Here is a 21,349-nt window from a genome sequence, read left to right on the forward strand (position 1 = left end):
ATGGACAGGGAACAGCAGCTCCGGGACTACCTCAAGCGGGCGAGCGCCGACCTGGCGCGCTCGCGCAGGCGGGTGGACGAGCTGGAGGCCGCGGCCCGCGAGCCGATCGCGATCGTCGGGATGAGCTGCCGGTACCCGGGCGGGGTCGGCAGCCCGGAAGACCTCTGGGACCTGCTCGCGGCGGGCGGCGAGGGCATCGGCCCGCTGCCCGAGGACCGCGGCTGGCAGCGCGGCACCGACGTCGACCTGGCAGGCATGTCCGGCGGCTTCCTGGCCGACGCGGCCGGGTTCGACGCCGAGTTCTTCGGCATCTCCCCGCGCGAGGCGCTGGCGACCGACCCCCAGCAGCGGGTCCTGCTGGAGGCGTCCTGGGAGGCGTTCGAGCGCGCCGGGATCGACCCGGCGGCGGTCCGCGGCACCCGGACGGGCGTGTTCGTCGGCGGTATGCCGCAGGAGTACCAGGTCGGGCCGGAGGACGACGCGCCGGGCTTCGTGCTGACCGGCAACGCCACCAGTGTCCTTTCCGGACGGTTGGCCTACTTCTTCGGCACGGTCGGCCCCTCGGTCACCGTCGACACGGCGTGCTCGTCGTCGCTGGTGGCCGTGCACCTGGCCGCGCACGCCCTGCGCGCGGGGGAGTGTTCGCTGGCGTTGGCCGCCGGTGTGACGGTGTTGTCGAGTCCGACGACGTTCGTGGAGTTCAGCCGCCAGGGCGGTCTCGCGGCGGATGGCCGGTGCCGGTCGTTCGCCGACTCCGCCAACGGCACCGGCTGGTCCGAAGGCGTCGGCGTGGTCGTGCTGGAGCGGTTGTCGGACGCGCAGCGCAACGGGCACCGGATCCTGGCCGTGGTGCGCGGCACCGCCGTGAACTCCGATGGCGCGTCCAACGGGTTGACCGCGCCGAACGGGCCGTCGCAGCAGCGGGTCATCGAGCAGGCGTTGCTGAGCGCGCGGCTGTCGGCGGGACAGATCGACGTGGTCGAGGCGCACGGGACCGGCACCACGCTGGGCGACCCGGTGGAGGCGCAGGCGCTGCTGGCCACCTACGGGCAGGGCCGGGAACGGCCGCTGCTGCTCGGGTCGGTCAAGTCGAACATCGGGCACACCCAGGCGGCGGCGGGGCTCGCGGGCGTCATCAAGGTCGTGCTGGCCATGCGGCACGGTGTCGTGCCGAAGACCCTGCACGTGGACCTGCCATCGTCCCATGTGGACTGGTCGACCGGCGCGGTGCGGCTGGCGACGGAGAACGTGCCCTGGCCGGAACGGGCGGAGCCCCGGCGCGCCGGGGTGTCGTCGTTCGGCCTCAGCGGCACGAACGCGCACGTGATCATCGAGCAGGCGCCGGAGCCGGACGAGTCTTCGGCGGAGCCGGTCGCCGCGGATGTGTTGCCGTGGCTGGTGTCCGGGCGGACGCCGGAGGCTCGGCAGGCGCAGGCGGCCCGGCTGGTGTCGTTCGTGGCGGCCGATCCCGGGTTGCGGCCGGTGGATGTGGCGTTCTCGTTGGCGACGGCGCGGTCCGGGTTCGAACACCGGGCCGCGGTGACCGGCGGGATCGACGCGGTGGCGGCGTTGGTGGACGGCGCCGAGTCGCAGGGCACGAGCCGGGACCGGACCAGGCTGGCGTTCCTGTTCGCGGGCCAGGGTTCGCAGCGGCTGGGGATGGGACTTGGTCTGCGTGCCAGGTTCCCGGTGTTCGCTTCGGCGTATGACGAGGTGTTGGCGCAGTTCGACCCGTCGCTGCGGCAGGCGTTGTCCGCCGCGGACGCGGAGTCGGACCGGACCGGGTACGCGCAGCCTGCGTTGTTCGCCCTTGAGGTGGCGCTGTTCCGGTTGGTCGAGTCGTGGGGTGTGCAGCCCGACTTCCTGATCGGGCACTCCATCGGCGAGATCGCGGCCGCGCACGTGGCCGGGGTGTTCTCGCTGGCCGACGCGGCGGCGCTGGTGGTCGCGCGCGGGCGGTTGATGCAGGCACTCCCGGCTGGTGGCGGGATGGTGTCGGTCCAGGCCACCGAGGCCGAGGTCCGGCCGGTGCTGTCGGGACGGGTCTCGATCGCGGCGGTCAACGGCCCGGACGCGGTCGTCGTCGCGGGCGCGGACGACGAGGTCACGGCGGTCGCGGAGCACTTCGTGGCGTTGGGGCGCAAGGTCAAGCGGCTCAAGGTCTCGCACGCGTTCCACTCGCCGCTCATGGAACCGATGCTGGACGAGTTCCGGGTCGTGGTGTCCGGGCTGTCGCCCCAGGCGCCGCTGATCCCGATCGTCTCCGGCCTGACCGGCGAACCGGCCACGGTCGCGCAGCTGACCTCGGCCGACTACTGGGTGGACCACGTCCGCGAGACCGTCCGGTTCGCCGACGGGATCGAGTGGCTGGGCGCGCACGGCGTCGGCACCTTCCTGGAACTCGGGCCGGACGGGGTCCTGTCCGCCCTCACGCGGGGCTGCCTGGACGAGGCTGCGGTGTCGCCGTTGCTGCGCCCCGGTCGCCCGGAGGTCGAGACCGCCACTATGGCGGTCGCCGGTCTGCATGTGCGAGGCATTCCGGTGCGCTGGGACGGGTACTTCGCGGGAACCGGCGCGCGGTATGTGGACCTGCCGACGTACGCGTTCCAGCACCGCCGGTTCTGGCCCAAGGGCGGCGTTCGCACGACCGGTCTCGGTGCCACCCGCCATCCGCTGCTGGCCGCCGCTGTCTCACTGGCGAACTCCGACGGTCTGCTGCTGACCGGCCATCTGTCCGTGGGATCGCATCCCTGGCTGGCCGAGCACGTGGTGCGGGGCGAGGTGCTGCTGCCCGGTACCGCCTTCCTGGAGCTGGCCATCCACGCGGGCGACGAGGTGGGCTGCGACCGGGTCGAGGACCTGTCGCTGACCACCCCGTTGGTCCTGCCCGAGCGCGGCGGCGTCCAGGTGCAGGTGTGGGTCGGCGCCGCCGAGTCCGACCGCCGGACGCTGGCGATCTACTCCCGCCCGGACGGGCCCGAGGAGCTGCCGTGGATCCAGCACGCAGGCGGCATCCTGGCCACCGGCCGGGACGAGCCGGGCTTCGACACCCAGGTCTGGCCGCCGACCGACGCCGAGCCGGTGGAGCTGGCAGGCCTCTACGACCGACTGACCGACATCGGGTTCGCCTACGGCCCGCTGTTCCAGGGCCTGCGCGCGGCCTGGCGGCGGCCGGGCGAGGTCTTCGCGGAGGTCGCCGTCCCCGACGGCGGCGGCTTCGGCATCCATCCCGCCCTGCTCGACGCCACCCTGCACGCCGCCGCGTTCACCGATCTCGGCGACCAGGCCAGGGGCGGCCTGCCGTTCTCCTGGCAGGACGTCGCCCTGCACGCCACCGGCGCGTCCACCGTCCGCGTCCGCCTGACGACGGTCTCCGACGACACGCTGGCCATCGCGCTCACCGACACCACCGGCGCCCCGGTCGCGTCCATCGGTTCCCTCGTGCTGCGTGCAGCCCGGCCGGACAGCCACTCGACGGCCGCCCGCGACTCCTTGTTCGCCCTGGACTGGACCCCACTGCGGGACGGCACGGACACATCCGCGCCGATCGCCATACTCGGCGACGACCCGTTCGCCCTCGGTCCGTTGCCCACCGCGACACCCCTTCCGACGCGGCCCGAACCAGGCTCGCCCAGCTCGGCCGGGCCGGATGCGGTGCCCGGCGTGGTGCTGGTGGCTGTCGCGGGGGCCGGTGCGGATGCGGTCGGCTCCACCCACGCGGTGACGGCGCGGGCGGTCGAGGTGATCCAGGGCTGGCTCGCGGACGACTCGCGCGCCGACTCCCGGCTGGTGTTCGTGACCAGGGGGGCCGTCGCACACGGGTCGCACGATTTGGATCCGGCCGGAGCCGCCGTCTGGGGTCTGGTGCGGTGCGCGCAGGCCGAGCACCCGGGCCGGTTCGGGCTGGTGGATCTCGACCCCGGGCAGCCCGGTGCGGAGATCCTGCCGAGGGCGCTGGGCGCCGACGAGCCGCAGGTGATCATCCGTGCAGGCGAGGTGCTCGGCGGACGGCTGGTCCGTGCGCGTCCCGCCGAGGCGACCGACTGGGATCCCGACGGCACGGTCCTGATCACCGGCGGCACCGGTGGACTGGGGCGGGTCTTCGCCCGGCACTTGGTCGACCGGGGCGCGCGGAGCCTGTTGCTGGTGAGCCGTCGCGGTGCCGCTGCCGAGGGGGCCGAGGAGCTCGCGGACGAGCTGCGCGGTCTCGGCGTCCAGGTGGGCGTCGAGGCGTGTGATCTCGCGGACCGGGCGGCCGTCGAGCGACTGGTGGCCGGTCGGTCGATCACGGCCGTGGTGCACGCGGCCGGGGTGCTCGACGACGGGGTCGTCGAGTCGCTGACGCCGGAGCGGGTCGCGGCCGTGCTGCGGCCCAAGGTCGACGCGGTGTGGAACCTGCACGAGGCCACCCGGCACCTTGACCTCGCCGCGTTCGTCCTCTTCTCCTCCCTCGCGGGCACCATGGGCGCGGCGGGCCAGGGCGGCTACGCCGCCGCGAACGCCTTCCTCGACGCGCTGGCCCACGCACGCCGCAACGCGGGCCTGCCCGCCGTCTCACTGGCGTGGGGCCCCTGGGAGCCGACCGACGGCATGACCGGCGGTCTGTCCGAACAGGACTTGGCTCGCCTGGCCCGCCTGGGCACCCCGGTGCTGTCCGCCCGGCAGGGCTTGGCGCTGTTCGACGCCGCAATCACCGGTGAACGGCCGGTGCTCGTGCCCACCCGGCTCGACCTGCCGGTGCTGCGTGCTCGCGGTGACGTGCCGCCGGTGCTGCGCAACCTCATCCGTACCCGCCGGTCGGCAGGTGCGGGCGCGGAGAGCCTGGTGCGCCGACTCACCGCGCTGGACGAGCGCGCCCGCGCCGAGGCCGCGTTGGATCTGGTCCGCGCCCAGGTCGCCGCCGTGCTCGGTCACACCGACCCGGCCGAGGTCGACCCGGTCCGGCCCTTCCAGGAGCTCGGCTTCGACTCGCTCACGGCCGTCGAGCTGCGGCACCGGCTGACCACGACCACCGGCCTGCGGATCTCCGCCACCGTCGTCTTCGACTACCCGACCGTCACCGCCCTCGCCCGGCACGTGCTCGACGAGCTGATGGGCTCACCGGCGGCCGCCGCGGTGACCACGACGCGGGTGCGCACCGACGACCCGATCGTGATCGTCGGCATGAGCTGCCGGTACCCGGGCGGTGTCCGGTCGCCGGAAGACCTGTGGCGGCTGGTCAGCGAGGAGACCGACGCGATCTCCGGCTTCCCGGTCAACCGCGGCTGGAACCTGGACGAGCTGTACCACCCGGACCCGGACCACCTGGGCACCGCCTACACCCGCCACGGCGGCTTCCTGCACGACGCGGGCGAGTTCGACCCGGCGTTCTTCGGCATGAGCCCCCGTGAGGCCCTGGCCACCGACGCCCAGCAGCGACTCCTGCTGGAGACGTCCTGGGAGGCGATCGAGCGCGCGGGCATCGACCCGGTGTCGCTGCGCGGCAGCCGGACCGGCGTGTTCGCGGGCGTCATGTACAACGACTACGCCGCGACCCTGGCGGACGCCCGGTTCGAGGGCTTCCAGGGCAGCGGCACCTCGCCGAGCATCGCCTCCGGCCGGGTCGCCTACACGCTCGGCCTGGAGGGGCCCGCGGTCACCGTCGACACCGCGTGCTCGTCCTCGCTGGTCGCGATGCACTGGGCGATGCAGGCCCTGCGCGCGGGGGAGTGCTCGCTGGCGCTGGCGGGCGGCGTCACCGTGATGTCGACCCCGACCTCGCTCATCGAGTTCTCCCGTCAGCGCGGCCTGTCCCCGGACGGCCGGTGCAAGGCGTTCGCCGACGCCGCGGACGGGGTCGGCTGGTCCGAGGGCGTCGGTGTGCTGGTGCTCGAACGCCTCTCCGACGCCCGCCGCAACGGCCATCCCGTGCTGGCGGTGGTGCGTGGCTCGGCGGTGAACTCCGATGGCGCCTCCAACGGGTTGACCGCGCCGAACGGGCCTTCCCAGCAGCGGGTGATCCGCCAGGCCCTGGCTTCGGCCGGACTGTCCCCTGTGGACGTCGACGCGGTAGAGGGGCACGGCACCGGCACCACGCTGGGCGACCCGATCGAGGCCCAGGCGCTGCTTGCCACCTACGGACAGGACCGCGAGCGGCCGTTGTGGTTGGGGTCGGTCAAGTCGAACATCGGGCACACCCAGGCGGCGGCGGGGGTCGCGGGCGTGCTCAAGATGATCATGGCCATGCGGCATGGCGAGCTGCCGCGCACCTTGCACGTCGACCAGCCGTCCTCCCATGTGGACTGGGCGGACGGGGCCGTCGCGCTGCTCACCGAGCGAGCCGAGTGGCCTGCCGCCGATCGGCCGCGCCGCGCGGGTGTGTCGTCGTTCGGCATCAGCGGCACGAACGCCCACGTGATCATCGAGGAGGTCGCCGAGGCGGGGACCGCCGCCGCGGGCGCGGACCGGCTTGTCCCGTGGCCGATCTCCGGCCGGACCCGGTCGGCCCTGCGGGACCAGGCCGCTCGGTTGTTGTCCTTTGTGGAGTCTCCTGGACCGTCCACGGCGGACATCGGGGCGGCGCTGGCGGCGACGCGGTCGAGCTTCGAGCAGCGGGCCGTGCTGGTGGGTGACCGGGACGAGCTGACCCGGGCACTGGCCGCGCTGGCGGCCGATCGGCCGGATGTCGGGGTGATCGAGGGCGAGGTCGGGGGCGCGGGCAGGCTCGCGTTCCTGTTCTCCGGTCAGGGGAGCCAGCGGCCGGGGATGGGGCGTGAGCTGTACGCGCGGTTCCCCGTGTTCGCCGAGGCGTTGGACGAGGTCGCTCGGGAGCTTGACCCGCTGTTGGACCGGCCGCTGCGCGAGGTCATGTTCGAGGGTGACGCGGAGTTGCTCGACCAGACCGGCTGGGCGCAGCCTGCGTTGTTCGCGTTCGAGGTGGCGCTGTTCCGGTTCGTGTGGTCGTGCGGGGTGCGTCCGGACTACCTGATCGGGCATTCGATCGGCGAGATCGCCGCCGCGTACGTCGCCGGGGTGCTGTCGCTGTCGGACGCGGCCAGGTTGGTGGCCGCGCGGGCCCGGCTGATGCAGGAGCTGCCCGCCGGTGGCGCGATGGTGTCCGTGCAGGCGGCCGAGGACGAGGTCGCGCTGCTGCTGGTCGGACGCGAGGCCGAGGTCTCCATCGCTGCGGTGAACGGGCCCGAGGCCGTGGTGGTCGCCGGTGACGAGGACGCGGTGCTGGCGATCGCCGGGCACTTCGCGTCGGCGGGGCGCAAGACCAAGCGGCTGCGGGTGAGTCACGCGTTCCACTCGCCCCGGATGGCGGGGATGCTCGACGACTTCCGCCGGGTCGCGGCGGACGTGACGTTCGCGGCGCCGACCATGCCGATCGTGTCCAACCTGACCGGGGAGATCGCGACCGAGGAACAGCTCTGTTCCCCCGACTACTGGGTGGAGCATGTCCGGGGCACGGTCCGGTTCGCCGATGGCGTGCGCGCCGCGAGTGGTCGGGGTGTCGGGACGTTCCTGGAACTGGGGCCGGACAGCGTGTTGTGCGCGCCGGTCCAGGACACGCTCGGTGGCGAGTCCGATATGGATGCTGTGCCGACCTTGCGGGCCGATCGCGGTGAAGAGCGGGCGATCTCGACGGCGTTGGCGCGACTGCACGTGCGCGGCATTGTCGTGGACTGGTCGCCGTTCTTCCCGGACGTCGTCGGCCGGGTCGATCTGCCCACCTATGCCTTCCAGCACGAGCTGTACTGGCCGGAGACCACGCCCACCGTGGCGGCGGATCCGGCGGATGCCGAGCTGTGGGGCGCGATCCACCGTGGTGACACGGGCGAGTTGGGGCAGCTGCTCGGGCTGCGGGATGAACAGCACGCCGCCCTCTACGCCTTGCTGCCCGCCTTGTCGGCGTGGCGCAGGCAGCGGAGCGAGAAGGCGCTGCTGGACGCGGCCCGCTACCGGGTCACCTGGCGGTCGTTCCGGGCCGCCGAACAGACGTTGGCGGGCACCTGGGCGGTCGTCACGGCCGAGGGGGTCGCGGACGGGGACGTCCTGGCCGCCCTGGGCGAGCATGGCGCGCAGGTTCACCGGGTGGTCGTGGACGGTGACCGCGCCGAACTGGCCGCCCGCCTCGCCGCTGTCGACAACCCCGCAGGCGTCTTGTCGCTGCTGCCGTTGGCGGACTCCCCGATCGGGGCGGAACTGCCGACGGGACTGGCGTTGAGTGTCGTGTTGACACAGGCGCTGGGGGATGCCCGAGTTGACGCTCCACTATGGACTCTGACCCATGGTGCTGTCTCCACGGGACCGGCTGACCCGCTCGCCGATCCCATGCAGGCGGCCGTGTGGGGCCTGGGTCGGGTCGCGGCGTTGGAGCAGCCCCGGCCGTGGCGTGGGTTGATCGACCTGCCCGCCGAACCCGACTCGGCCGCGCTGCGGAGCATGGTCAGCGTTCTGGCCGCGCCCGGCGGCGAGGATCAGATCGCGGTTCGCGCCGCGGGGACGTTCGGCAGGCGGCTCGTTCACTACTCGGTCAACGAACTCCCGCCGCCGGAAGCGTTCACCGCGACGGGCACCGTGCTCGTCACCGGCGGTACCGGAGCGCTCGGCGCCGAAGTAGCACGCTGGCTTGCGCACAGCGGGGCCCAGCACCTGGTGTTGACCAGCAGGCGCGGAATGGCGGCCCCCGGCGCCGAGGAGCTGCGGGACGAGCTGGCCGAGCTGGGTGCCCGGGTCTCGATCGTCGCGTGCGATGCCGCCGACCGGGACCGGCTGGCCGAGGTGCTGGCCGACATCCCGGCCGCGTTCCCGCTGACCGGCGTCGTGCACGCGGCCGGTGTCGGACAGCTGACCTCGATCGCGGAGACGCCGCTGGACGCGTTCACGAAGACCGCGGCCGCCAAGCTGCTCGGGGCCGCGCACCTGGACGCCCTGCTCGGCGACCGTGACCTGGACTTCTTCGTCCTGTTCTCCTCGATCGCGGGTGTCTGGGGCGGTGCGGGCCAAGGTGCCTACGCCGCCGCGAACGCCTACCTGGACGCGCTCGCCGAGCACCGCGCCACCCGCGGCCTCGCCGCCACCTCGGTGGCGTGGGGTCCGTGGGCGGAGGCCGGGATGGGCACGCACGAGGCCGTGTCCGACAACCTGCTCCGCCGCGGCCTGCGGCTGCTCGCCCCGGAGACCGCCATCACCGAGCTGCGCCGGGCCGTGGTCGCGCGGGACGTGGCGGTGACCGTCGTGGAGGTGGACTGGGACCGGTACCACCCGATCTTCACCGCGGCCCGGCCGTCCACGCTGTTCGACGAGCTGCCCGAGGTGCGGGAGCTCGCCGCGGCCGGGACCGACGACCGCGCCGCCTCCGGGTTCGCCGCCCGGATCCGCGGGCTCGCCGAGGCCGAGCAGGAGCGGGTGCTGGTCGACCTGGTCCGGGAGACGGCCGCCGTGGTGCTGGGGCACGCGTCCGCCGAGGGCGTGCCCGCGCGGCGCGCCTTCCGGGACGCGGGCTTCGACTCGTTGACCGCGGTGGAGCTGCGCACCCGGCTGGTCGCGGCGACCGGTCTCGACCTGCCGGGCACGCTCGCCTTCGACTACCCGAACCCCGTCGCGCTCGCCCGCTACCTGCGCGCGGAGATCCTCGGGACGGACGACTCGCCCACCCACACCGTGCGGGCGGCGGCCGACGAGCCGATCGCCATCGTGGGGATGGGCTGCCGGTTCCCCGGCGGGGTGCGCACGCCCGAGCAGTTCTGGGATCTGGTGAGCCACGGCGTGGACGCCATTTCGGACTTCCCGTCCGGTCGCGGCTGGGACGCGGCGGGCCTGTACGACCCGGATCCGGACAAGCCGGGCAAGACCTACTCGACCCAGGGCGGGTTCCTGCACGACGCGGGCGAGTTCGATCCGGGGTTCTTCGGGATCTCGCCGCGTGAGGCGCTGGCGATGGACCCGCAGCAGCGGCTGTTGCTGGAGACCACCTGGGAGGCGTTCGAGCGGGCCGGGATCGACCCGGCGTCGGTGCACGGCAGCGCGACCGGCACGTTCATCGGGTCGACCTACCAGGAGTACGGGGTCAGCCTGGACGACGCCTCCGCCGGGTACGCCGTGACCGGGACCAGCCCGAGTGTCCTTTCCGGACGACTGGCGTACCTGTTCGGGTTGGAGGGTCCGGCGGTCACCGTGGACACGGCGTGTTCGTCGTCCCTGGTGGCCCTGCACCTGGCGTGCCAGTCGCTGCGCAACGGCGAGAGTTCGTTGGCGCTCGCGGGCGGTGCGACGGTGATGGCCAACCCGGCGCCGTTCATCGCGTTCAGCAGGCAGCGGGCGCTTGCGTTCGACGGCCGCTGCAAGGCTTTCTCCGACTCGGCGGACGGGATGACCCTGTCCGAGGGCATCGGGGTGCTCGTGCTGGAACGGTTGTCCGACGCGGTGCGCAACGGGCATCCGGTGCTGGCCGTGGTGCGTGGTTCGGCGGTCAACCAGGATGGCGCGTCCAACGGGCTCACCGCGCCGAACGGGCCGTCGCAGCAGCGGGTCATCCGGCACGCGTTGGCGGGCGCGGGGCTGTCGACGGACGACATCGACGCGGTCGAGGCGCATGGCACGGGGACGGCGCTGGGCGACCCGATCGAGGTCCAGGCGTTGCAGGCGACGTATGGCCGGGATCGGGATCCGGCGCGGCCGTTGCTGCTGGGGTCGGTGAAGTCGAACATCGGGCACACGCAGTCGGCGGCCGGTGTGGCCGGTGTGATCAAGATGGTGCTGGCGTTGCGGCACGGCGTGCTGCCGCGCAGCCTGCACGCCGAGGAGCCGTCCGCGCACGTCGACTGGTCCGCTGGGACGGTGTCGGTGTTGGCGGACCAGGTGCCGTGGGCGAGTGGTGAGCGTCTGCGCCGGTGCGCGGTGTCGTCGTTCGGGATCAGCGGCACGAACGCGCACGCGATCCTCGAAGAGGCACCGGAACCGGTGAGTGGTTCGGCCGAGCCGGTCGCCGATGGAGTGGTCCCGTGGGTGTTGTCCGCGCGGACTTCGGGGGCGTTGCGGGCCCAGGCCGGGAACCTGCTGGGTCACGTCGGGCTGAACCCGGTGGATGTCGGGCACTCCCTGGTCTCGTCGCGGTCGGTGTTCGAGCATCGCGCGGTGGTGGTCGGCGGGGACCGGACGGCCGGGCTGGCCGCGGTGTCGGACGGTGTGTCCGCGTCGAATGTGGTCACAGGTGTGGCCGAGGTCGACGGCAAGATCGTGTTCGTCTTCCCGGGGCAGGGCTCGCAGTGGGCGGGCATGGGTGCCCGGCTGTTGTCGGAGTCGCCGGTGTTCGCGGAGCGAGTGGGGGAGTGCGCGGCGGCGCTGTCGGCCTTTGTGGACTGGTCGCCGCTGGATGTGTTGCGGCAGGCGGAGGGCGCGCCGCCGCTGGACCGGGTCGACGTGGTGCAGCCGGTGTCGTTCGTGATGATGGTCGCCCTGGCCGCGCTGTGGGAGGCGCACGGGGTGCGGCCGGACGCGGTGGTCGGGCACTCCCAGGGCGAGATCGCGGCCGCCGTTGTCGCGGGTGCGCTGTCGCTTGAGGACGGTGCGCGGGTGGTGGCGCTGCGCAGCCAGGCGATCGCCGCGAAGCTGGCGGGCGCGGGCGGGATGCTGTCGGTGGCCATGTCCGCCGACGAGATCACACCGCGCCTGGGCGACGGTCTGTCAGTGGCGGCCGTCAACGGTCCGAAGTCCGTCGTCGTCTCCGGCGACCCGGACGGTCTCGACGCGCTGGTGCGCGACCTCACCGCCGAGGAGGTTCGCACTCGCCGGGTCGCCGTGGACTACGCGTCGCACTCCGCCCACGTCGAACGCCTTCGCGACGACTTGGCGGCGGTGCTCGCGCTCGTCCGGCCGATGCCCGCGCGGATCCCCATGTTCTCCACCGTGACCGGCGACTGGTCCGCCGAGTTGGACGCGGGCTACTGGTACCGCAACCTCCGCCGGACCGTCGGCTTCGACCCGGCGATCCGGGCCCTGCTGGGTCAGGGACACCGGGTGTTCGTGGAGGTCAGCGCCCATCCCGTGCTGACCATGGGCATCACCGACACCGCCGAGGACGCGGGCGAACCGGCCCTGGTCGTCGGCACCCTCCGCCGCGACACCGGCGGTACCGACCGCTTCCGCACCTCCCTCGCCGAGGCCTTCGTCCGCGGCGTCCACGTCGACTGGTCCCCGCTGTTCCCCGGCGCCCGCCGCGTCGACCTCCCCACCTACGCCTTCCAGCACGAACACCTCTGGTCGATCCCGGACGCCCGCCGGGGCGCGGTCGACCCCGCCGACGCCGAGTTCTGGGAGGCGGTGGAACGTGCCGACGTCGACTCCCTGTCCGCGGGCCTGGGCATCGAACGAGACACCCTCGCCCCCGTCCTCCCGGCCCTGTCCGACTGGCGTCGCAACCGCCACGACCACACCACCGTCGACTCCTGGCGCTACCGCACGTCCTGGAAACCCTGCGGTGCCCTGGCACGGACGACACTGACCGGTACCTGGTTGGTCGTCAGCCCCGACGACATCGCTGACGCCGAGATCACGACCGCGCTGGCCGAGCGCGGTGCGCAGGTCGAGCGGCTCGTGCTCGACGAGACCTGCCTGGACCGCGAGGCGCTGGCGGCCCGGCTTGCCGAGTACGGCGAACTCGCGGGCGTGGTGTCGGCGCTGGCCGGTGCCGAGGCCCCGAGTGCACAGCACCCCGAGCTGGCCGAGGGTCTTGCCCTGAGCGTGGTGCTCGTCCAAGCCCTCGGCGACGCCGGGATTGATGCGCCGTTGTGGTGTCTCACCAGGGGAGCGGTCTCGATCGGACGCTCCGACCCGGTGACCCACCCCGGCCAGGCCCAGGTCATGGGTCTCGGCTGGACCGCCGCCCTGGAACACCCCAGGCGCTGGGGCGGCACAGTGGACCTGCCCGAGCAGCTCGACAGCCGCGCGGCCGATCACCTGGCCGGGGTCCTCGCGGGCGGGACCGAGGAGGACCAGCTCGCCATCCGCGCGTCGGGCGTGTTCGGGCGGCGGATCGTGCGGGCACCGGCCAACGCCTCCGCGCAGACCTGGGTGCCGAGCGGGACGGTCCTGGTCACCGGCGGTACCGGCACGCTCGCCCCGCACCTGGCGCGGTGGCTGGTGCGACAAGGTGTCCGGGACCTCGTGCTCACCAGTCGCCGGGGAGTCGGCGCGGCGGAACTCGTGGCGGAGTTGGCCGAACAAGGCTGTACGGCCACGTTCGTCGCATGTGACATCACGGATCGGGAGCAGGTCAAGGCACTGCTCGACCGGCTGGCGGCCGACGGTCGCCCGGTGCGCACGGCCATCCACACCGCCGTCACCATCGAGCTGGCCACCCTCGCCGAGACCGGCCTGGACGCGGTCGCCAAGGTCGTGTACGCCAAGGTCGCGGGCGCGCGGAACCTCGACGAGCTCCTCGACGACGCCGAACTCGTCCTCTACTCCTCCACCGCGGGCATGTGGGGCAGCGGCAGGCACGCCGCCTACGTCGCGGCCAACGCCTACCTCAACGCGCTCGCCGAGAACCGCCGGGCCCGGGGCGCGCACGCCATCTCCGTGTCCTGGGGGATCTGGGCCGACGACCAGAAGCTCGGCCGGGTCGACCCGAGGCAGATCCGGGGCAGCGGCCTGGTGTTCATGGACCCGCGCCTGGCCCTGGCCGGGCTCCGCAAGGCCCTCGACGGCGACGAGACCGTCCTCGCCATCGCCGATGTCGACTGGGACCGGTACCACCCGGTATTCACCTCGGTCCGGCCCACGCCGCTGTTCGACGACATCCCCGAGGTCCAGCCCGCCGCACCCGACGCCGTCCCGGCCGGGGAGTTCGTCGCCAGGGTCCGCGCGCTGCCGTCCGTCGAGCGGGACCGGGTGCTGCTGGACCTCGTCCGCGCCGAGGCCGCCGTCGTGCTCGGCCACGACTCGCCCGAGATGGTGGCCGAGCAGCGGGCGTTCCGGGAGGTCGGGTTCGACTCCCTGACCGCCGTCGACCTGCGCAACCGCCTGTCCGCCGCGACCGGTCTCACCCTGCCCAGCACGATGGTGTTCGACCACCCCAACCCGCTCCGGCTCGTCGAGTTCCTCCGCACCCTGGTCGACGGCGCGCCCGTCGAGCACACCGTCTCGGTGCGCGCGGCCGCGACCGACGAGCCGATCGCGATCATCGGGATGAGCTGCCGTTACCCCGGCGGGGTCGGCTCGCCGGAAGACCTCTGGGACCTGCTCGTCCGCGGCGGCGACGCCATCTCCGAGTTCCCGCGCGACCGCGGCTGGGACGCCGAGGGCCTCTACGACCCGGACCCCGACCGGGTCGGCAAGACCTACTCCACCCGCGGCGGGTTCCTGCACCACGCGGCCGACTTCGACGCCGGGTTCTTCGGCATCTCCCCCCGGGAAGCCCTGGCCATGGACCCGCAGCAGCGGTTGCTGCTGGAGACGGCCTGGGAGACGCTGGAACGTGCCGGTATCGATCCCTCGACCCTGCGGGGCAGCGCGACCGGCACGTTCATCGGCGCCAGCTACCAGGACTACGCCGCGGGCATGGACGGCGCCGAGGGACACCTGATCACCGGCACCGTCTCCAGTGTCCTGTCCGGCCGACTCGCCTACACCTTCGGCTTCGAGGGCCCGGCCGTCACGCTCGACACCGCGTGCTCCTCGTCCCTGGTCGCCCTGCACCTGGCCTGCCAGTCCCTGCGCGAGGGCGACAGCTCCCTCGCGCTGGCGGGCGGGGTGAGCGTCATGGCGACGCCCAACGCGTTCGTCGGGTTCAGCAGGCAGCGGGCCATGGCGGTGGACGGCCGCTGCAAGGCCTACTCCGACGCCGCCGACGGGATGAGCCTCGCCGAGGGCGTCGGCCTGGTCCTGCTCGAACGCCTCGCCGACGCGATCGAGCGCGGGCACCCGGTCCTCGCGGTCGTGCGCGGCAGCGCGGTGAACCAGGACGGCGCGTCCAACGGGCTGACCGCGCCCAATGGCCCCTCGCAGCAGCGCGTGATCCGCCAGGCCCTGGCCAACGCGGGGGTGTCGGCGGCCGAGGTCGACGTCGTGGAGGGGCACGGCACCGGGACCGCGCTCGGCGACCCGATCGAGGCGCAGGCACTGCTGGCCACCTATGGGCAGCAGCGGGAACGGCCGTTGCTGCTCGGTTCGGTCAAGTCGAACATCGGGCACACCCAGATGGCCTCGGGTGTCGCGGGTGTGATCAAGGTCGTGCTGGCCATGCGGAACGGCACCGTTCCCGGCACGTTGCACGTGGACGCGCCGTCGTCGCATGTGGACTGGACGGCAGGCTCGATCGACCTGGTGACGGCGGCCGCCGAGTGGCCGGAGACCGGCAGGCCGCGCCGTGCTGGCGTGTCGTCGTTCGGGATCAGCGGCACCAACGCGCACATCGTCATCGAGCAAGCGCCGCCGGTGGACGAGCCTGGCGAGGCCGATACGGGTCTTGTTCCGTTCGTCCTGTCCGGACGGACGGAATCGGCGCTGCGGGACCAGGCCGATCGGATTCTGTCCCTTGTGGATTCCGGGATCTCGCTGAGCGATCTCGCGTTCTCCCTGGCGACGTCCCGGTCGAGTCTGGAACATCGCGCCGCCGTCGTGACCGAGGACCACGAGGCACTGCGCCGGGCCCTTGCGGCCGTGCGTGACGGTATGCCCGATCGGGACCTGATCACCGGACACGCGGGCCGGGGCAGGCAGGCGTTCCTGTTCACCGGCCAGGGCAGCCAGCGTCCGGGTATGGGCCGTGAACTGTATGCCCGGTTCCCGGTGTTCGCCGCGGCCCTGGACGAGGTGCTGGCCTGCTTCGACGTCCGACTCGACCGACCGCTGCGGGACATCCTCTTCGCCGAGCCGGGCACGCCCGAGGCCGACCTGCTCGACGACACCCGCTACACCCAGCCCGCGCTCTTCGCCCTGGAGACCGCGCTGTTCCGGCTGGTCGAGTCGTGGGGCCTGCGGCCGGACTTCGTGGCGGGCCACTCGATCGGCGAGTTCGCGGCCGCGCACGCCGTCGGCGTGTTCTCCCTGGCGGACGCCTGCGAGCTGGTCGCGGCCCGGGGACGGCTGATGGCCGAGCTGCCGCCGGGTGGTGCCATGGTCTCGATCGAGGCGAGCGAGGCCGAGGTGCTGCCGCTGCTCACCGACCGAGTCGCCCTCGCCGCGATCAACTCCCCGATGTCGCTGGTCGTGGCGGGCGAGGAAGACGACGCGCTGGCGATCGCGGCCCGGTTCGCGGCCGAGGGGCGGCGGACCAAGCGGCTGCGGGTCGGCCACGCGTTCCACTCGCCGCGGATGGATGCCGTGCTGGACGACTTCCGGCGCGTCGCCGCGAGCGTGACCTACCACGCGCCACAGGTTCCGTTCATGTCGACCGTGATCGGCGCGTTCGCGACCGCGGACCAGCTGTGCTCGCCGGGCTACTGGGTCGGGCAGATCCGTGGGACCGTCCGGTTCGCGGACGCGGTGGCCGGGCTGGCCGAGCGGGGGCTGGACGTCTTCCTCGAACTCGGCCCGGACGGCGTGCTGTCCGGCGCGGTCGCGGGCACCCTCGGCGCGGATGTCGTGACGGCTCCGGTGCTGCGGCGCGATCGGGCGGAGGTGCCTGCCGCGCTGGCGGCCTTAAGTCGTGTGCACGTCCACGGGGCGCGGGTGGACTGGGATGGTGTGTTCCGCGGTCTCGGCGCGCGCCGGATCGAGCTGCCGACGTATCCGTTCCAGCGTCAGCGGTTCTGGCCGGAACCGGTCGCGTTCGCGCCCGCGGCCGACCCGGTGGACGCCGAGTTCTGGTCCGCCGTGGAACGTGTGGACCTGCCGTCGCTGGCGTCCACTCTGGACTTGGACGGCGCCGCACTGAACGCCGTGGTGCCTGCCCTGTCCTCGTGGCGCCGTCGTCGGCGTGATCAGTCTACTGTGGATGGTTGGCGGTACCGGGCGGGCTGGCGGCCGGTCACCGGCTCGGCGGCCCCGCTCACCGGGACCTGGCTGGTGCTCGCCCCGACCGGCGAGGACTGGGTCGACACCGTCATCGCCTGCCTGCCGGTCGACGTGGTCCGGATCGAGGCAGCGGACCGCGAGACGTTCGCCGACCGGCTGCGGGAAGTCACCGCCGAGGTCACGGGCGTGCTGTCCTTCCTGGCCCTCGCGCCGGGCGAGTCCGATGGCGTGCCGGTGGGCCTGTCGGCCACGGCGGCCGCCGTCCAGGCTTTGGGCGACGCGGGTGTGGAAGCCCCGTTGTGGTGCGTGACCAGGACGGCCATGTCGGTCGGCCGCGCGGACCAGGTCACGGACCCGGTGCAGGCCATGGTGTGGGGCCTCGGTCGGGCCGTCGCCATGGAGCACCCGCAGCGCTTCGGCGGCCTGGTGGATCTCCCGCTCGATGCGGAGATCGCGTCGCGTCGACTGGCCGACGTGCTCGCGGGCACCGAGGACCAGGTCGCGGTCCGCGCCTCCGGCACCTACGTCCGCCGCTTGACCCGCGTGACCGGCCACGACACCACGCCGGACCCGGCCTTCACCGGCACGGTCCTGGTCACCGGCGGCACCGGCGGCGTGGGCGGCCACCTCGCCCGATGGCTGGCCGACCACGGCGCCGAACACCTCCTCCTTGTCAGCCGCCGCGGCCCCGACGCCCCCGGCGCGGCCGAACTCCGCCAGGACCTTCTCGACCGCGGCGCCCGGGTCACGGTGGCCGCGTGCGATATCGCCGACCGTGTCGCCCTCGCGGCCGTCCTGGCCGACATCCCCGCCGAGACGCCGCTCACCGCCGTCTTCCACACCGCGGGCGTTCTCGACGACGGCGTGCTCGACACCCTCACCCCGGACAGGTTCGCGACCGTCCTGCACTCGAAGCTGACCGCCACGCTCGCCCTGCACGACCTCACCCGTGATCTCGACCTGACCGCGTTCGTCCTGTTCTCCTCCACCGCGGCCATACTCGGCGCCGCCGGACAGGGCAACTACGCCGCCGCCAACGCCTTCCTCGACGCCTTCGCCGAGTACCGGCGCGCCCACGACCTGCCCGCGACCGCCATCGCCTGGGGCGCCTGGGCCGAGTCGGGCATGGCCGCCGACGACACCGGCATGGCCGACCGGGTCCGCCGCGGCGGCTTCGCCCCGATGGCCCCCGGACTCGCCCTCACCGCGTTGCGCCAGGCACTCGCGGGTGACGACGCGACCCAGGTCGTGGCGGACATCGACTGGACCCGCCTCGCCGCCGCGCACACCACCATCCGCCCGAACCCGCTCATCGCCGATCTGCCCGAGGTGAAAGCCACGGCGGACGCGGGTGCGACGCCGGACGGCGACACGTTGCGCGACCGGCTGGCCGGGCTGTCTGCGTCGGCTCGCGAGCGGTTCGTCCTCGACCTGGTGCGCGGTCAGGTCGCCGCCGTCCTCGGGCACGCGGGGGCGGAGAGCGTGGCGGCCGACCAGGCGTTCACCGATCTCGGTTTCGACTCGCTCACCACGGTCGAGCTGCGCAACGGTCTCGCGGCCACCACCGGCCTGCGCCTGCAGGCCACCCTCGTCTACGACTACCCGACTCCCCGGGAACTCGCCGACTTCCTGCGCACCGGACTCCTGGACTCGCTGCCCGAACCGGCCGCCGAGTCGATCACCCGGGTGGGCGTCGACGACCCGGTCGTGATCGTCGGGATGGGCTGCCGGTTCCCCGGCGGCGTCGGCTCCCCGGAGGACCTCTGGGACCTGCTGTCCCGGGGCGCGGACGCCGTCTCCGGGTTCCCGACCGACCGCGGCTGGGACCTGGACGCGCTGGCCCGCGGTGGCTCGGCCACCGCCGAGGGCGGCTTCCTGACCGGGGTCGCGGACTTCGACGCCGCCTTCTTCGGCATCTCGCCGCGCGAGGCGGTGGCGATGGACCCGCAGCAGCGCCTGCTGCTGGAGACCACCTGGGAGGCCCTGGAACGCGCCGGGATCGACGCCGCCCGCCTGCGCGGCAGCCAGACCGGTGTGTTCGTCGGCACCAACGGACAGGACTATCTCGCCGCGCTTCGCCGGGGCGCCACCGACGTGCGCGGTCTGGCCGCCACCGGCAACACGGCGAGCGTCATGTCCGGCCGCCTCTCCTACACGCTCGGCCTCGAAGGCCCGGCGATCACCGTCGACACCGCCTGCTCGTCTTCCCTGGTGGCCCTGCACATGGCCGCGCGGGCACTGACCGGCGGCGAATGCTCGCTCGCGCTCGCCGGTGGCGTGTCGGTGATGTCGAGCCCGGACTCCTTTGTGGAGTTCACCGCGCAGGGCGGGCTCGCGCCGGACGGCCGGTGCAAGGCGTTCGCGGACTCGGCGGACGGCACGACCTGGTCCGAGGGTGTCGGCGTGCTCGTGCTGGAACGGCTGTCCGACGCGCGACGGCTCGGCCACCGGGTGCTGGCCGTGCTGCGCGGCTCGGCGGTCAACCAGGACGGCGCGTCCAACGGGCTGACCGCCCCGAACGGCCGGTCCCAGCAGCGGGTGATCCGCCAGGCCCTGGCGGACGCCGGGCTGAACCCGGCCGGGATCGACGCGGTCGAGGCGCACGGCACCGGAACCGCCCTGGGCGACCCGATCGAGGCGCACGCGTTGATGGCCGCCTACGGACAGGACCGGCCGCGGCCGCTGCTGCTCGGCGCCATCAAGTCCAATCTCGGGCACACCCAGGCCGCGGCGGGCGTGGCGGGCGTGATCAAGATGGTGCTGGCGATGCGGCACGGGGTGTTGCCCAGGACCCTGCACGTGGATCAGCCGTCGTCGCATGTGGACTGGTCGGCAGGCGCGGTCGAGCTGGTGACCGAGGGACGTTCGTGGCCGGAGGTGGAACGGCCCCGTCGGGCCGGGGTGTCCGCGTTCGGGGTCAGCGGGACGAACGCGCACGTGATCATCGAACAGCCGGAGTCGACCGAGGTTGAGGTTGCGCCGGTGTCAGCGGGCGTGGTGCCGTGGTTGGTGTCGGGGAAGTCGGCGGAGGCGTTGGCCGCGCAGGTGGATCGGCTGACCGGGTTTGTCGCGGCGCGGTCGGATCTGTCGGCTGTGGACGTGGGGCTGGTGCTGGCCACCGGTCGTTCGGCGTTCGAGCACCGGGCCGTGCTGGTCGACGGTGCCGAGGTGGCTCGGGGTGTGGCTGCCGAGCGGTCGTTGGCGGTGTTGTTCTCCGGGCAGGGGTCTCAGCGGCTGGGGATGGGGCGGGGGCTGTATGAGCGGTTCCCGGTGTTCGCGCGGGCGTTGGATGAGGTCGTGTCCTATTTGGACATCGGGCTGGACCGGCCGGTGCGTGAGGTCATGTGGGGCGCGGACGCGGAGTCGGTGAACGGGACCGGGTTCGCGCAGCCCGCGTTGTTCGCGCTTGAGGTGGCGTTGTTCCGGTTGGTGGAGTCGTGGGGCCTGCGGCCGGACTATGTTGCCGGGCATTCGATCGGTGAGATCGCGGCCGCTCATGTGGCCGGGGTGTTGTCGCTGGCGGACGCGTGTGCGCTGGTGGTGGCTCGGGCACGGCTGATGGCGGCGCTGCCTGTCGGTGGGGCGATGGTGGCCATCGAGGCGACCGAGGACGAGGTGCTGCCCACGCTGACCGAGGCCGTGTCGATCGCGGCGGTGAACGGGCCTCGGTCGGTGGTGATCTCCGGCGCCGAGGACGAGGTCACCCGGATCGTCGCGGCGTTCCCGGGGCGGCGGACCCAGCGGTTGTCGGTGAGCCACGCGTTCCATTCGCCGCTGGTCGATCCGATGCTGGCGGACTTCCGCCGGGCCGTGGCGGGGCTGGGGTTCCGGGCTCCGGAGATCCCGGTGGTGTCCAATGTGACGGGTCGGCTCGCGACCGACGAGATGTGCACGACGGAGTACTGGGTGGAGCACGTTCGTCGGACGGTCCGGTTCGCGGACGGCGTGGACGCGTTGGTCGAGGCCGGGGCGACGGCGTTCCTGGAGCTGGGACCGGACGGGGTGCTGACCGCGCTGACCCGGCAGAGGGTGGACACCGTCGCCGTGTCCGCGCTGCGCAAGGACCGGGACGAGGAGATCGCCCTGGTCACGGCGTTGGCGCAGGTGCACGTGGCCGGGGTCGGGGTCGACTGGGACGCCTTCTTCGCGGGCACGGGTGCGCGCCGGGTCGACCTGCCGACCTACGCCTTCCAGCACCGGCGCTACTGGCCGGAGACCGCGCCCGTGACCGGCGCCGCTCCGGTGAGCGCGGCGGATGCCGAGTTCTGGGCGGCGGTGGAGAGCGGGGATCTGGAGTCGCTGTCGTCCACTTTGGCCGTGGCCGAGGTTTCGCTGACGACCGTGGTGCCTGCCCTGTCGTCGTGGCGGCGTGCGCGGGCCGAGAAGTCCCTTGTGGATGGGTGGCGGTACC

1 protein-coding gene (running past one end of the window) is annotated in these 21,349 nt (G+C 73.2%); it reads left to right on the top strand.

What is annotated here, in order from left to right:
- A protein-coding gene (locus tag C503_RS0103970; RefSeq protein WP_018680910.1) for a type I polyketide synthase crosses the window boundary here: on the top strand, window positions 1-21,349 show its 5' portion. It continues 6,224 nt past the right edge of the window; only the first 21,349 of its 27,573 coding nucleotides appear in the window; the start codon lies at window positions 1-3; the stop codon falls past the right edge of the window.

The organism is Actinokineospora enzanensis DSM 44649 (assembly GCF_000374445.1).
Lineage (GTDB): Bacteria > Actinomycetota > Actinomycetes > Mycobacteriales > Pseudonocardiaceae > Actinokineospora > Actinokineospora enzanensis.